General features: G+C 40.6%; 11 protein-coding genes. 10 read left to right on the plus strand and 1 reads right to left on the minus strand.

What is annotated here, in order from left to right:
- The first annotated feature begins 194 nt into the window (after positions 1-194).
- From HMPREF1321_RS02930 to HMPREF1321_RS02960, 7 genes are all read left to right on the plus strand, one after another.
- On the plus strand, positions 195-1424 hold the full coding sequence (locus HMPREF1321_RS02930; protein WP_009421286.1) for a 3-phosphoshikimate 1-carboxyvinyltransferase: 1230 nt from the start codon (positions 195-197) through the stop codon (positions 1422-1424).
- 228 nt (positions 1425-1652) lie between these two features.
- Positions 1653-1967: an HU family DNA-binding protein gene (locus HMPREF1321_RS02935; protein ID WP_002670816.1), complete on the plus strand. Its 315-nt coding sequence runs from the start codon at positions 1653-1655 to the stop codon at positions 1965-1967.
- Positions 1968-2154: 187 nt separating this feature from the next.
- Positions 2155-3699, plus strand: a complete 1545-nt coding sequence (locus HMPREF1321_RS02940; RefSeq protein WP_002670818.1) for a ribonuclease E/G — start codon at positions 2155-2157, stop codon at positions 3697-3699.
- Between the two features lie 57 nt (positions 3700-3756).
- Positions 3757-4440, plus strand: a complete 684-nt coding sequence (locus HMPREF1321_RS02945) for a uroporphyrinogen-III synthase (protein ID WP_009421282.1) — start codon at positions 3757-3759, stop codon at positions 4438-4440.
- Positions 4441-4666: 226 nt separating this feature from the next.
- Entirely contained in the window at positions 4667-5977 is a 1311-nt protein-coding gene (locus HMPREF1321_RS02950; RefSeq protein ID WP_009421309.1) for a stage 0 sporulation family protein, read from the plus strand.
- Complete coding sequence (locus HMPREF1321_RS02955) at positions 5964-6452, plus strand: gliding motility lipoprotein GldH (RefSeq protein WP_009409915.1); 489 nt, start codon at positions 5964-5966, stop codon at positions 6450-6452. The genes HMPREF1321_RS02950 and HMPREF1321_RS02955 overlap by 14 nt, the downstream gene beginning before the upstream one ends.
- 29 nt (positions 6453-6481) lie before the next feature.
- On the plus strand, positions 6482-8800 hold the full coding sequence (locus tag HMPREF1321_RS02960) for a penicillin-binding protein 1A (protein ID WP_009421314.1): 2319 nt from the start codon (positions 6482-6484) through the stop codon (positions 8798-8800).
- Positions 8801-8894: 94 nt separating this feature from the next.
- On the opposite strand, the gene HMPREF1321_RS12315 is transcribed toward HMPREF1321_RS02960, so the two are convergent.
- A complete protein-coding gene (locus HMPREF1321_RS12315; RefSeq protein ID WP_009421279.1) occupies positions 8895-9023 on the minus strand; it encodes a hypothetical protein in 129 nt (42 codons plus the stop codon).
- A gap of 700 nt (positions 9024-9723) precedes the next feature.
- On the opposite strand from HMPREF1321_RS12315, the gene HMPREF1321_RS02965 reads away from it, so the two are divergent.
- The 3 genes from HMPREF1321_RS02965 to HMPREF1321_RS02975 are packed head-to-tail and all read left to right on the plus strand — an operon-like array spanning position 9724 to position 15709.
- Positions 9724-12789: a SusC/RagA family TonB-linked outer membrane protein gene (locus tag HMPREF1321_RS02965; protein ID WP_009421275.1), complete on the plus strand. Its 3066-nt coding sequence runs from the start codon at positions 9724-9726 to the stop codon at positions 12787-12789.
- 12 nt (positions 12790-12801) lie between these two features.
- Positions 12802-14607: a RagB/SusD family nutrient uptake outer membrane protein gene (locus HMPREF1321_RS02970; protein ID WP_009421313.1), complete on the plus strand. Its 1806-nt coding sequence runs from the start codon at positions 12802-12804 to the stop codon at positions 14605-14607.
- 1 nt (position 14608) lies between these two features.
- Positions 14609-15709: a DUF5017 domain-containing protein gene (locus tag HMPREF1321_RS02975; RefSeq protein WP_009421281.1), complete on the plus strand. Its 1101-nt coding sequence runs from the start codon at positions 14609-14611 to the stop codon at positions 15707-15709.
- Positions 15710-15941 lie beyond the last annotated feature (232 nt).

The raw sequence follows: 15941 nt of genomic DNA on the forward strand, positions 1-15941 counted from the left end.
TTAACAGTCTCAATACATCGCTTTTTCACCTCAAACATTGGCAAAGTTTAAAACTTTGCCAATGTTAATTATCAGTATTTTTGGCATTATCAGCATTTTTGGCATTATCAGCATTTTTGGTTTTATCAGCATTATTGCCTACCTTTGCACCCTATTAAACACCTATCGCGCATTTACCTTTTACCTTTTACCTTATGAACATACAATTACCTCATTCTACATTACAGTCAGGAAAACATTTGTTGCTCTCAGGCTCCAAGTCCGAAAGCAACAGAGCGCTTATATTGCAAGCGCTCTTTCCTGAACTCACTGTGCAAAACCTCTCCACTGCCGATGATACCCTACTGCTACAACAAGCTCTTACCTTTCATACAGAAGTTATAGACATTCATCACGCAGGTACTGCAATGCGCTTTCTCACCGCTTATTTTGCAATACAGCAGGGCAAAGAAGTGCTCCTCACAGGTTCTCCCCGAATGAAAGAAAGGCCCATACACCTATTAGTAAATGCATTACAACAGTTAGGTGCCGATATTACATATACTGAAAAAGAAGGATTTCCACCTATATATATAAGAGGCAAAAAGCTCACTAACAACGAAGTACATATTCAAGGCAACGTCAGCAGTCAGTACAGCTCAGCTTTATTGCTTATTGCTCCCGCTTTGCCTAACGGACTCACTTTGCATTTGGAAGGCGAAGTTACCTCTCTGCCTTATTTAAAAATGACTACCAATCTCTTAGCTCATTGCATAGGACAAGAGCAAGTGTTGTTCAAAGCCAATACTATAAAGGTAAACACAATGAACGGAAAAAACTTACTACATAACAGTTGGGAAGTAGAATCCGATTGGTCTTCCGCCTCCTATTGGTATGCTTTTGTCGCCTTATCACCCATAGGCACTACCCTTTCATTGTCTTATTTTAAGCCTCATAGCCTGCAAGGTGATAGTGCCTTAAAAACTATTTATGAGTTTTTTGGAGTGCACTCCTCATTCAAAGGTAATGAATTAACCATTGAAAAAGTAGCTGAACCTCAGCAAAAGCGTTTCGAGTGTAACCTAAATGCCACCCCCGATATAGCACAAACCATTGCCGTTACCTGTGTAGCAATGGGCTTAGAGTGTCATCTAACAGGCTTACACACTCTTAAAATCAAAGAAACCGACCGCCTTCAAGCATTACAAACCGAACTGAGAAAGTTAGGAGCAGAAGTAAGTATTACTCACGATAGCTTGCATTTAGCACCTTGCCCACACTTGCGCTCTGGCATTAGCATTGCTACCTATAACGACCATCGAATGGCAATGGCTTTCACTCCTTTGATGCTAAAAACTACCCTCGAAATAGCCGATAAAGAAGTCGTAAGCAAATCCTATCCCTCTTTTTGGCACGACGTAACCCAGCTTACAGTTAAAAGATAATCATTAAAACTTATTTTCAATCAGTAACATAAAAATCTACCACGATACAATAAAAGTATATTTTAATTGTAAAATATTAGAAAACAGCGTTTTAAACAGCTAATTATCAGACACTAAAAAATAAAAAATAAAAAAAGTTGTTCTAACATAGTGTTTATTAAATAATTAATTTGTACCTTTGCACGCTGAAAGGATTTAGAGAATATTATTAATAAAAACAATATAAAGATGACAAAAGCAGAAATTGTATCAAAGATTTCCGACAAGTTGGGTCTTGATAAAAACGACGTTCAACTAACGGTTGAAAACTTTATGAACGAAGTAATCAACACATTAGAAAGTGGTCAAAACGTATATCTTAGAGGCTTCGGTAGCTTTATTATCAAAACTAGAGCTGAAAAAACCGGACGTAACATCTCTAAGAATACCACTTTGAAAATTCCCGCTCATAACATTCCTGCCTTTAAACCTGCAAAAGTATTCGTTGAAGGAGTTAAAGCTAAGGTAAAAGTAGCTAAAACTGATAAAAAAGCGAAAAAATAACATTGTATTAATAAATCACAATATATTAAATAATTAAGTTATGCCAAGCGGAAAAAAAAGAAAAAGACATAAAGTGGCTAACCACAAACGCAAAAAAAGAGCGAGAGCTAATCGCCACAAAAAGAAAAAGTAGTTTTTAACTACTTTTTCGCTTTAAAGTAGTATTGTTTAACTAAAATCCAACAAAGTGGACAAAGAATTAATCATTCGTTCTGGTTCCTCTTACGTAGATTTTGCTTTGCTCAGAGACGGTAGGCTCATCGAACTTCATAAAGAAGAAGATACTAACGGCTTAGGAGTAGGAGATATAATGCTCGCTAAGGTGCGCAAACCTATACAGGGGCTCAATGCAGCTTTTGTAAACGTAGGTCACGAAAAAGACGCCTTCTTGCATTATCACGACTTAGGTCCTCAATTAGCTTCTCTACTGAAGTTCCTTAAATGGGTAATCTCTGGAAAACTAAAAGACTTTTCTCTTAAAGATTTTCCCTTAGAACCCGATATCGATAAAAATGGTTCTGTAGCCGAAACACTTAAACCTAATCAACCTATACTGGTACAGATAGTAAAAGAACCTATCTCCACCAAAGGTCCTCGTATCAGCTCTGAACTCTCTATCGCAGGTCGTTACCTCGTACTGGTTCCCTTTTCTGACCGCATTTCTATCTCTCAGAAAATAGAAGGTAAAGCCGAGAAAGAACGCTTGCGTAAACTCTTGCAAGGCATTAAACCCAAAGGTTTTGGTGTGATTGTACGCACCGTAGCCGAAGGTAAAAAAGTAGCGGAACTCGACAAGGATTTGCAAAGTCTCTTCAATCGTTGGGTTTTGATGTGCCGAAAAATTCAAAAAGCGGTTTTTCCCTCTAAGGTAATGAGTGAAGTGAACAAAACGGGGGCTATCCTCCGCGATATGTTCAACGATTCCTTTACAGGTATTCACGTAGATAATGAGCAACTCTATGAACAGATAAAAAAATACGTACAAGAAATTGCTCCTGAGAAAGAGAATATCGTAAAGCTCTATCACTCATCAGTGCCTATATTCGAAAAGTTCCATATTGAGCGACAAATCAAAACGGCTTTCGGTCGCACCGTATCGATGCCAAAAGGAGCTTACCTCGTAATAGAACACACCGAAGCCTTACACGTGATAGACGTAAACAGTGGCAACCATTCCAATAAAAATAACGACCAAGAAACCACCGCTCTATCCGTAAACCTCATCGCTGCTACCGAAATCGCACGACAACTCCGATTGCGCGATATGGGTGGTATCATCGTCGTCGATTTTATCGATATGGGCAATAGCGAAAACCGCCGTGTATTATTCGATCACTTGCGCAATGAAATGGCCGAAGACCGTGCTAAACACAAAATCTTGCCCCCGAGCAAGTTCGGTCTGATACAAATCACACGCCAGCGAGTGCGCCAAGAACTAAACATCAAAACAAAAGAAGAGAATCCAAGCAAAGAAGGCGAAATCGAAGCGCCTATCGTTCTAATTGATAAAATCAATATAGAACTTGAAAGCATTATTAAGGAGGAAGCCTATAAAGGACGCATCGTGCTAAATGCGCACCCTTTTATAGCAGCTTATTTAACCAAAGGGCTCTTTAGCTCTATCCGTTTCAAGTGGTTCTTGAAATACAAGCGATGGATAAAAATCCTACCGCGCGATGCCTATACTTATTTAGAGTATCGCTTCAAAACCAACGAAGGAACCCCTCTTTAACATTACCAAACTCGGTGCGTAACAATACTCACCGAGTTTTTTTATTAAATAACAAATATGAAAACCATCGTCTCTACAAAAGTCTTATCCCAAGAACAGAAAGCAATCCTTTCAGTTCTTCCTATACACCTTATCGAACACAACTTTATCACCGTAAGCCCTATAACAATGAGCCTCACACCACCCTACGACTTGCTCATTGTTACCAGTCAAAATGCAGTGAAGAGCCTATCGCAACACCCTTTGGTAACTACCTTAAAAGAGACTCCTGTTCTTTGTGTAGGTGAGCAAACTCAACAACTACTCACTCAAAACGGCTTTAATGTATTGCATTTTGCCCACTATGCCTCTGATTTGGTTCAATATTTACAGCAAAACTTAGCTTCCTTAAAAAAACTTACCTCTATCGCATTCTTTGCAGGTACTCAACGCCTTAATACCCTCCCCAACTTCTTTGTTGAAAACAATTTAAAAGTAAAAGAAATCACCGCTTATAAAACTGAATATACTCCTATTGAGATAAAAGAGAACGCAAGTGCTATTCTCTTTTACAGTCCGTCGGGAGTAGAAAGCTACTGCACGCGCAACACCCTTACCGCTGAACAACAGATATTTTGTATAGGTAAAACTACCGCCGAAGCCGTAAAAAACAGATTAAAAAACCAAATTGAAAATATAATCCTCCCTCCAATTCCTACTGTAAAATCTCTTTTAGAAATACTGTCTATAAACCTAAAATAACAGACTCTATTAAGGTAATAATCCTAAAAATAAAGAAAATAATCACTAAACATTGTTGCTCTAATTATATTTTTTTGTATTTTTGCCGATTGAGGTAGTATGTTACCTAAACACTATTAACATAATAAACAGGAAAATGAGTTGCAATAGTTGCATAATCAATCATACAAAAAAAGGGTGTATATCCAACTGTCGAGCCAGTAGCTTTGGGAGTGTAAAACTCTCAGTGTTCGATTGGCTTGCTAATACTCAATTAGCTGGTGGACAAGAGTTTTTCGACTGCGTGGAAGTACGTTTTAAAAACAGTCGAAAGGAATACTTTCGCAATGTCGACAAGCTCCCTCTGCAAATGGGAGATGTCGTAGCTACCGAAGCTCCCTCAGGTCACGATGTGGGGGTAGTAACGCTCACAGGTGAGTTGGTGCGTTCGCAAATGAAGAAGCGAAAAATAGATTGGGAAGGCGACTTGCCCCGCGTATACCGCAAAGCCAATCAGCACGATATAGATGTGTGGCAACAGTCACGTGCCAAAGAGATTGAAGTACAAAAACAATCACGCGAGCTGGCTATTGCCTTAGGGCTCGAAATGAAAATCTCAGATGTCGAATTTCAAGGTGATGGCTCTAAGGCTACTTTCTATTATACAGCTGAAGGACGCGTAGATTTCCGCCAACTCATTAAGGATATGGCAAAAGCCTTTTCAGTGCGTATAGAAATGCGCCAGATAGGTTTTCGTCAAGAGGCAGCTCGCTTGGGCGGTATAGGCTCTTGTGGACGCGAATTGTGTTGCTCTACTTGGCTTACCGATTTTAGAAGTGTTTCTACTTCGGCTGCCCGCTATCAGCAACTCTCTTTAAATCCACAGAAATTAGCAGGGCAATGTGGTAAGCTAAAATGTTGCTTAAACTTTGAGCTCGATACTTATTTAGATGCTCTGCAAGACTTCCCAAGAACCGATACAAAACTCCATACACAACGCGGTATGACTACTTGTCAAAAGATAGATATCTTTAAGCGATTAATGTGGTTCACTTATGATGAAAACCCTATTACTTGGCACAAACTATCTGTAGACAGTGTAAAAGAAATCTTAGAAATCAATAAAAATGGTGAACCTATCGAGGAACTCGAAGAATACGCCATTGTAACCGATTTGTCTTCTCGTAAGAGTACCTCAGTATATGAGGGCATCGAACTCGCTCCAGTAGAAGAAGATAGTATCACCCGTTTCGATACTCCTAAGCGCAAAAAGAACAAACACAACAATAAAAAGGACAATAAAGGAGGTCAAAAGAATGCTAAATCTGCTCAAAGTAACAATAATAACTCCTCTAAACAACTGAAATCACAGTCTAATCAAGGAGCTAAGAAAAACAATAACAATGCAGAAGTAGCAAACGAAAAACAAGCTCAAAAGCCACAAGCGAAACCTAAAAATACTCATTATACCAATGGGAATAACAAAAAGAACCCTAATTATAAAAACAAACAAAAAGTTAATAATAACGACAATACACCAAAAGATGAGAATTCTTAGCCTGCTAACCTTCTTTACCTTGCTTATTTCTTGCCATAGTGGGGTGGAATATAGCCAATATGTTTCCCTACCCAATGGTTGGGAACAGCATAAACCTATGTTTTTTGAATTAGAAGAAAACGACACAGTAGCAAAGAAGAACCTTTTTATAATGCTCCGAAATGACGAACATTATGAGTTCAGCAATCTGTTTCTCATTACTAAAATGGAATTGCCTAACAGCAATAAAGTAATTGTAGACACTTTGGAGTACGAAATGGCTACCCCCGAAGGTAAATGGTTAGGCTATGGCTATTCAGCCGTAAAAGAGAGTAAATTGTGGTATAAAGAGAATTTCACATTCCCTACTAAAGGTAAATATCTCATAAAAATAGAACAAGCAATGCGAAAAATAGGAGATAACAACGGCGTACCTGTACTCAAAGGAATTACTGAAGTAGGATTAAGAGTTGAGGAAGTAAAAAACAGAAAGTAAACTTTCATTGATAAACTGATAAATAAGATATGAAAAAAACAAACGACACAGAAAACAATAGTCAAACCAAAAAGGGTATAAGCCCCGTCGTAAAATGGTTTTGGTACATCTTTGCTGGTGGAATTGTAGCAATTATGTTGCTGTTCTTATCAGCGTCTTTGGGACTATTAGGCGAGATGCCTGACTTCAAACACTTAGAAAATCCCGAAACCAATTTAGCTACCGAAATAATTACCGCCGATGGTAAATCCTTAGGAAAATTCTATTTAGACGAGAATCGTACCCCTATTAAGTTTAAAGATTTGCCCAAATCATTAGTCGATGCGCTTATTGCTACCGAGGACGAACGCTTTTACGAGCATTCAGGCATCGATGTACGTGGCACCTTGCGCGCAATGTTTTTCTTCGGTAGCAGAGGAGGGGCTTCAACTATTACCCAACAGTTAGCTAAACAGCTCTTCCATAAAGAAAAGAAAAGAGGCTTAGGGCGTTATACTCAAAAGATAAAAGAATGGGTTATTGCTACTCGTCTCGAGAAACAATATACCAAAGAAGAAATATTGGCAATGTACTTTAATGTCTACGACTTTAATAACAATGCCGATGGTATACGCTCTGCTGCCAAAATTTACTTCGATAAAGAACCTAAAAACCTCAAGATAGAAGAGGGGGCAATGCTAGTCGGAATGTTTAAAAACTCCGCTCTTTATAACCCAGTGAAAAATAAAGTAGGCGTCACCAATAGGCGTAATGTAGTACTTGCCCAAATGGCAAAGAACAACTACATTACTCAAGAGGAAAAAGACTCTCTACAAAAACTGCCTTTAAAAATTAAATTCACCCCTGAGAGCCATAACGACGGTTTAGCTACCTATTTCCGCGAATACTTGCGTACTTATATGAAAACTTGGATTGAAAACAATCCTAAGCCAGACGGTACCAAGCACAACTTATACCTCGATGGACTAAAAGTCTACACTACTATCGATTCTAAGATGCAAGCCTACGCTGAGGCTGCCGTTAAAGCTCATATGCAACGACTACAAAAGGCTTTCGACGCCGAAAATAACCCTAAAAAGAACCCTATGTTCCCTTTCGTGAAGGTCTCAAAAGATGAGTACGCAGCCCTAATTGAAAAGGCAATGAAAAACTCTAATCGCTGGGCTCACTTAAAGTATTTAGGCTATTCCGAAAAGGAAATCCGCGACTCTTTCTATAAAAAGACCGATATGCGCGTATTCAGTTGGAAAGGTGAGAAAGACACTGTAATGACCCCTCGCGATTCTATACTGTATTACAAGGCTTTTTTGCGCACAGGAATGATGTCTATGGAACCCCAAACAGGGCATATCAAGGCTTGGGTTGGTGGTATTAACTACAAACATTTCCAGTACGACCAAGTCATACAAGGAGCTCGCCAAACTGGGTCTAGCTTCAAACCTTTTGTTTATGCCACAGCTATTGACCAGCTTCACTATTCTCCTTGTTTAGAGTTGCCCGATATACAAACTTGTGTAGAAGCTCATAAATATGGTAACCTGCAAGCGTGGTGCCCGCGTAACTCCACAGGTAACTTTACCGGTAAGATGATGACTCTCAAATATGCATTAGCAAACTCCGTAAACTCTATTACGGTAAATTTAATGGATAAAGTAGGGCCTCTTCCTGTCATTAACTTAGTGAAAAAGTTAGGGATTACTTCCAATATGCCTCAAGCTCCTTCCATCGCCTTAGGTACTGCCGATGCCACTGTTTTCCAAATGGTAGGTGCTTACGGTACTTTTGCCAATGAAGGCGTATATGTAAAACCTGTACTGATTACCCGTATTGAAGATAAAAACGGTACAGTACTCTTCGAAAATACTCCTGAAACTCACGATGTAGTAAATGCCGAAGTAGCTCGCGCCGTAGTAAATCTTTTGGAAGGTGTTACTCGCTACGGTTCAGGGGCGAGATTGCGTACCAAAGGAGCTGATAGTTACAACGCTGTATATAAAAATGTGATGACCGGCTATCCTTATCAATTTACCAATGCCATAGCTGGTAAAACCGGTACTACCCAAAACAACAGCGATGGTTGGTTTGTCGCAATGGTGCCTAATCTTGTAACAGGCGTATGGGTAGGAGGCGAAGACCGTGCAGTACACTTCCGTAGTATGGCTTATGGACAAGGGGCTACAATGGCTCTACCTATTTGGGGATACTATATGAAAAAGTGTTATGCCGATGCTGACTTAGCTGTTTCCAAAGCTGCATTCCCTGCTCCTCAGAATGTACAAATCCAAATAGATTGTAGCAAGGAGAAAGAAGAAGACTCTGGAGAAGACGATACCTCTATCGATTTTTAATCATTAAATATATTAAAAAAAGGGATACCTTCGCTTTTGCGTTGGTATCCCCTTTTTTTGTATTGATAAATACAACCGAACTTTCTTCTTATCCCTATCTTAGCTTTAACTTACCTTCACTTTTTCTTTGTCTTTTGTTCATCATTTGTTCGTCTTTTCTTCGTTCATTGTTCGTCTTTTGTTCGTTGTAGACCCACTGTAGAGCCACTGTAGACCCACTCATTGTTCGTTCTTTGTTCGTTCTTTGTTCGTCTTTTCTATAAGCTCTCTAAATCTACATTATTTAATTCTCCCGCCCCCATTTGCTAATTTGCTAATTAATTCATTTACTAATTTTATCCGCCTGTATGTCTCGCACCCTCATTTGTTTGTCATTCGTCTCTCGTCATTCGTACCTACACTCCCCCTTTGAAGGTAGCCAGCGACAGCTGGGTATGTGTAAAGAGAGAGGTTTCTTTTGATTTTCCGTCACTACATTCCCCCTCTCCTTGGGAGAGGGTCGGGGTGAGGATTCCTCTTTCTTTCGCCTCGAAACCTCATTTTTAGCACTTTTTAATCCTTGTATTATAGTATTAATCAACTACTTATACACCCTTTCTATACCAATCGTCCAAGATTCGTATAAGCTTCCTATAAGCTCTCTATAAGCTAACCCAAGCTCTTTTCAACCAAAAAACACTTTTACCAGTTACTTATAATTCCTTTTTATTTCCTTTTTAAAAGCCCTTGTGCTTCTATTCTTTATATTTTTCGTAACATAAATACTACGATATTTCTTACGCTGAGCTCAAGTTAACTTATTGATTACTTACGTTTTTATCAGAAAAATAACTTTTAGTAAAGAAAAATGTACAATAAGTAAAGTGCTTTTTGTTAAGTATTCCTTAATTTTGTCCCAAAGAAAAAACTTTAAATTTTATATAATGAAAAGCATCATTAGCATTTGTATTTTGCTGTTCAGTATCCCAATGCTGGCGCAAAAAGTAACTATTACGGGGGTAGTTACCGATGAAAACAAACAACCCCTCCCTGGTGCAAGCGTTGCTGTAGAGCACGCACATTCAGGTACGGCTACTGATTTTGAAGGGCGTTTCTCCCTAAGTGTAGCTCCTACCGATAAAATAGTAGTGAGCTTTATGGGCTATCGCTCCAAAACCATAGCCGTAGGTAAAACACGTACTTTCAATGTATCTCTCGAACCTGAGGTCACTCAGATTGATGAGGTAGTGCTTGTAGGGTACGGTACACAGCGCAAAAGCGATATCTCTACGGCAGTAGCTTCGGTGAAGATGGCAGATATTGCCCAAAGCAGTCCGTCGCAGGTATTGCAAGCGTTGCAAGGTAAAGTGAGTGGGGTGCAAATCATCTCTTCCGATGGTTCTGCTTCCAGCGGACTCACATTTAGAATTCGCGGGGTGAACTCCATCACAGGAGGTACGCAACCGCTCTTTGTAATCGACGGGGTGCCAATGCCTACCCAAAGGGTAACCAATACCAATGAAGATGTGGCTACCAATCCGCTACTCAGCTTAAACCCTAACGACATTGAGTCAATGGAAATCCTCAAAGATGCCGCCGCAGCAGCTATCTACGGGTCTAACGGTTCTAATGGGGTAGTACTTATCACCACCAAAAAAGGAAAAGAGCTCGCCAAACCAAAATTCAATTTCAGTTATGCAAGTTCTATTGAAATGATGCCTAATATCCCTTTGAAGGTGCTCAATGCTGAAGATTATGCTCACAAAATGCTCGATTATGGTACTTGGGGCAATCAACCTCAAATAGACTTTTGGCAACGAATGATTGCCGAAAAAGGCTGGAATCACCCTGCCGTAAAAGATTGGCTGAAAGAAGTTACCCAAACAGGTACTAAAAACGAAGCTAACGGTAGTATCACGGGTGGTACCGACCAAACCCGCTATATGCTTTCAGTGGGCTATCTGAACCAAGAAGGACTTATCAAACGTTCTGCTTTCAACCGCTTTACTTCACGCCTCAACCTCTCTCAGAAGATTAACGATAAGATGAATGCAGGTATCAACCTCTCTTATGCCGTTTCTAAGGATAAAAATCCCGTAAGCGATTGGTCTCAAAATGGAGTGGTTCTCAAAGCTTTGCAAACTTCTCCTTTCTTAGACTACCCTGGTTTTGGTACCCTAATGAGCTATCCTAATATTCGTACGATGAGCCCTAAGGTAGCGGTAGACCAAGTGGATATCAATACCAAATATAACGAGCTCAACGCCAATGTATACCTCAGCTATCAACTGCTTAAAGATTTGACTTTTAACACCAGTGCTTCTTACCGTTTACACACTATTGGTCAAGACCGTTTTTGGGGACCTGACACTTGGTTCGGACAGTCAGAACGCGGACGTATGGAGCTCTCTCATCGCAATGAGAACAGCTGGGTATATGAAGCCCGTTTGCAATACTCTAAGAGCATCAATAAGCACTATTTTTCTATAATGGGCGCTTTTGAAGCCAATAAGTATTGGACAGATTATACTTACAATAAGTCTACCAACTTCGAGGATACCAAACAAGGCATTTGGGGTATCAACCAAGGGTTAGTAACCTATGCGCCTTTGTACACTTATGATGGCAACCAATTAGTATCCTACATCAGTAGGGCTACTTATAGTTATAACAACAAGTATGTACTCAACGCTTCTTTGCGTGCCGATGGTTCTTCTAAATTTGGTAAGAACAACAAATACGGTTACTTCCCTGCCGTTTCTTTGGCTTGGAATGCTCACGAAGAAGACTTTATCAAGAAAATAGAAGCTATTTCCAATTTGCGTTTGCGCGGTAGTTTCGGTATGACAGGTAACAACCAAATCCCATCTTACCAATCTTTAGCACAACTCGCTAAAAACAAAGTAGTATTAGACGGTAACAAAGTGGAAATCGGTCGTTATACCAGCAATATTGCTAACGACAACCTCAAATGGGAAAGCCAAAAGCAATACAATATCGGTTTAGATTTGTCCTTCCTCAAAAACCGTTACACCCTTTCTACTGAACTGTATTATAAACGCATAGACGATATGCTTTTGGAAGTGAATATCCCTTCTACTTCGGGATTCCAAAAAGCGTGGAAGAATGCAGGTTCAATGGAAAACAAAGGTCTCGAAGTGAGCTTCAATGCACAATGGTTGCGTGAAGGCGATTTCAAATGGACAACCGATTTCAATATTTCTTTCTACCGAAACAAAATCCTTTCATTAGACGAAGGTCAGTATCAACAATTCTACGACCGTGGCATCAACTCCAAAATCAAAAGTGATGTGCTCTTGCGCGTAGGTATGCCAGTAGGTATTTACTACGGTTATGTAGCCGATGGTGTATTCCACAACCAAAACGAAGTGGATAACGCACAACCAGGTCCTAACGTAGCTTTAGGAGGTTTGCGAGTGAAAGACATCAACCACGATGGTGTAATCGACACTAACGACCGTGTGCCCGTAGCCGATGTAAACCCATTACATACAGGTGGTATAGGCAATACCTTCTCTTATAAAGGCTGGGAATTATACGCTTTCTTGCGTTGGTCGTATGGCAACGATGTAGTAAACGGTAATGCTTACTACCTCACAGGCACTAAGAATATCGACAATATCACACAAAGCGTTTATAACAACGTGTGGTCGGAAGCACACCCCGACCGTAACTTCCCGCTCTTTGGAGGTGGTTTCTGGGCTGAAAACGCTTTCCGTAGCGACTTGGTAGAAGACGGTTCTTTCTTGCGTTTGCAAACTGTTACTCTTAGTTACAACTTGCCTAAAGAAGTGTTAGAGCCTTACAAACTTAACAAATTGCGTGTAGGCGTTACCGGTACCAATCTTGCACTTTGGACACGTTATTCAGGGTTTGACCCCGAAGCCAATACGGGCTATGGCACCATAGCTCGTTTAGCACCAGGCCTCGATATGAGTCCGTACCCACGACCTACATCGGTTTTATTCTCAGTAGAAGTTGGTTTTTAAAAGATATAGATTATGAAATTACATATTACCACCATTATAGCAATAGGGGCAAGCCTCGGATTGAGCAGTTGTGCTAAGTTCTTAGAAGAAGACCCCAAGAGCACCCTTACGTCTCAATTTTTCTATCAAAATGAATTGGATGCTCGCCAAGCAATGAACGGTACTTACCGTTACCTCACCGATGTGTACATCACAGGACACGGCACCAAACAAATTAGTACCGACCTTGCCAAACGCGCTGATTGGGACGAGGGGCAAGGCTTGCGTAACTATAAGTTTGGGCCTGACAACGATTATATCACCCAAATGTGGCAACAACACTATGCTGCCATTAAGAACTGCAACTCGGTAATCGATAATGTAACCGAACACCAAGATCGTATCAATAACTGGGAACGCTATGTAGCCGAAGCTCGTGGTGTGCGCGCTTACTTGTACTTCGATTTGGTGCGTTGGTTTGGCGATGTGCCTTTGGTATTAAAAGAAACCGAATCGCTCGACGACCTCAAAGTGCCTCGCACCCCTCAAAAGCAGGTGTTTGAGCAAATTATTGCCGATTTTACTTACTCGATGGCTCACGTAGCCGAAAAAGGCGATACAGGCAATGGTTACCAATACGGACGTATTACCAAAGATGCTTGTCGCGGTTTCTTAGCTAAAGTACACTTGTGGCTTGCCTCAGTAGCACAACGCGACGGACGTGAAGTGCTTGGTTCGGCTACTGAAAACTACACCAAAGCAATGAACTATGCCAAAGAGGTCATACAAGGCGGTCGCTACCAATTAGTAGAATACTATCCCGATGTATTCAACGCTAAAACCAAAATAAGCGAAGCTCCAAAAGAAGTTATTTGGTGCGTACAAGGTCTTACAGGCGACGACACTGGTACCCTCACAGGAATGCTTTACGGAATGAGAGGGAATGAAAACTTAGGAGGTTCGTGGGATAACATCTCCAGTTCCGATTACCACCGTATGATTTATGAACCCTCCGACTCTATTCGCCGATTGTGGAACTGCCCACGTGTGCAAGTACTCGACAATGGTAAGTTATGGGGTTGGGACTACAATATTTATAAAGATACCCGTGTAGACCAACCTCTTAGTAAGGCTACCGAAAACAATAACTGGGTAATGTGGAGTATCGGTAAGTTCCGCCGTTTCCCATTAGCTGATACCTCTTCGTATAACTACAAGAACTTCGGTATGGATGAACCGCTACTTCGCTTTGCTGATGTACTCCTCATCTATGCAGAGGCTTATAACGAGGTAAACCATTCACCTGGGGCTTACACACCCTCATCTTCTTTAACAATGAATGGCACCAACGTGCAAAGCGCTTACGATGCGGTGAATTTAGTGCGCAAACGCGCTCGTATCTCTAACAAAGCAGGTGGACGCATCGTACACCGCGATGTATTGCCTCGTGATTTGGATAAAACTCATATCAACGATGTAAACACCGTAGTACCCGATTGGAAAACCTCCTCTTATGGTTATGACTATGCAGGTACTGCTATGTGGACAGCTAAACATTACAGCGATGATTATACCGCTTTCCGTACTGAAATCTTAAACGAACGCGCACGCGAACTTGTAGGAGAAACCACCGACCGCTGGTGTGACCTCGTACGCCGTGGCATTCTGGTACAAGCTTTCCAAAACTGGCGTATCAACAATCCGTTTATCAGTGGGGAGGAACGCCGTATCCCAGCACCTGCTGCGCCTGAGAATGTTCGCCCTTATCATCAATTGTTACCTATTCCGCTTAGCGAATTGGACGCAAATAAGAATTTAACTCAAAATCCTGGATATTAAAATGAAAACACATATATTACTCATTAGCAGTTTGCTACTCACGGCTTTAGGCGCTTGTACTAAGGATAAACCTGAAGACGTAGACCTATCAGTAACAGCTGATAAAACCCAAGTGAAGGTAGGCGACCCCGTAACTTTTACTATTCATCATAATGTAAATGCCTTGGCTATTTACACCGGTGATGAAGGACACGATTACCAAAAGAGTATAGACAATGTACTCAAAGGAAAGACTTCTGAGGAATTACAAGGTAAAAACTATCGCCCTACCGACCCTGATGTGAAACCTTACAAAGTAGACTTTACTTCTACACAAGTAGGGAGCACTACTTTAGCCAATGGTGCTTTTGAAGTGCGTAATGCCAATAGCGGTGATAACTTAGTTGGCAGTCAAGCCGAAGTAGTAACCGATGCTACCATAGGTAAAAATGTAGTGAAAGTGAATGCCCAACACCCTAACTGGTGGTATGAAGCTTTGCGACTTAATGTAAACACCAAAGTAGGAAGCGACAAGAAGATGACTTTACGAATGAAGTTTGCGACAACTACTTTGAAAAGTACTAACGACCAAAGCGAACACCCCGAAGAAACAAAGTTCCCTATCGTGATATTCTTAGGAGGAATTGCTGAAGGAGAAACAGCAGTCACTTTCAAAAAAGAAACCGTTTGGGATTTATTTGTAGAACCCAAAACTGAGTATACCGATTACACTTTTGATATTGGTCGTACCATTTCAGCGTGGGAAAGTGCTGTAAACAAAAAAATGGTAACGCTTTCTTATATTCAGATTCTGTTTACTACCGTGGGTGCTGGCATTGGCTATATAGGTGATTATTTTGTTGAATCGGCTAACTTTGGAGCTATTGACTATAAGGCTTTCGATACAGGAAAAGGTATTACCATTACCGATGATTCTGGTGTGACCAAATACACTCATACGTATGACAAAGCAGGAACTTATGAGGTAGTGGTAGTGGGCAGTAGCAGTGGTTTTAAAAGCTATTCAAAAGACGGCTATAAAACTGATGTAGGAACTGTAAGTGCTGACGAGTACAAGTACAACACTGAATACCGCACTATCAAAATTACGGTAACCCCATAGGATAGTGATGAGGTGTAATCTGTACAAATAGGGTAAAGAAAAGACGAAGAAGAGGTGAACGAAGAGTGGCTCTACAGTGGCTCTACAGTGGCTCTACAGTGGCTCTACAACGAACAAAAGACGAAGGAATGACGAACAAAAGACGAATCTACGATGAAGGTAAGGCGAATCTAAGATGAAGAAATGAAGGTTACTTATCAGTTTTTAGATTTGGGTATTTTGAGCTTTTGAT

The sequence above is a fragment of the Capnocytophaga sp. oral taxon 412 str. F0487 genome, from assembly GCF_000271925.1.
GTDB classification, from domain to species: domain Bacteria; phylum Bacteroidota; class Bacteroidia; order Flavobacteriales; family Flavobacteriaceae; genus Capnocytophaga; species Capnocytophaga ochracea.

Bases quoted from the DNA above. Each gene is read 5' to 3' on its own strand.
- HMPREF1321_RS02935 (WP_002670816.1), top strand. From the start codon at position 1,653: ATGACAAAAGCAGAAATTGTATCAAAGATTTCCGACAAGTTGGGTCTT.
- HMPREF1321_RS02930 (WP_009421286.1), top strand. From the start codon at position 195: ATGAACATACAATTACCTCATTCTACATTACAGTCAGGAAAACATTTG.
- HMPREF1321_RS12315 (WP_009421279.1), bottom strand. From the start codon at position 9,023: ATGAGTGGGTCTACAGTGGCTCTACAGTGGGTCTACAACGAACAAAAG.
- HMPREF1321_RS02965 (WP_009421275.1), top strand. From the start codon at position 9,724: ATGAAAAGCATCATTAGCATTTGTATTTTGCTGTTCAGTATCCCAATG.
- HMPREF1321_RS02970 (WP_009421313.1), top strand. From the start codon at position 12,802: ATGAAATTACATATTACCACCATTATAGCAATAGGGGCAAGCCTCGGA.
- HMPREF1321_RS02955 (WP_009409915.1), top strand. From the start codon at position 5,964: ATGAGAATTCTTAGCCTGCTAACCTTCTTTACCTTGCTTATTTCTTGC.
- HMPREF1321_RS02945 (WP_009421282.1), top strand. From the start codon at position 3,757: ATGAAAACCATCGTCTCTACAAAAGTCTTATCCCAAGAACAGAAAGCA.
- HMPREF1321_RS02975 (WP_009421281.1), top strand. From the start codon at position 14,609: ATGAAAACACATATATTACTCATTAGCAGTTTGCTACTCACGGCTTTA.
- HMPREF1321_RS02960 (WP_009421314.1), top strand. From the start codon at position 6,482: ATGAAAAAAACAAACGACACAGAAAACAATAGTCAAACCAAAAAGGGT.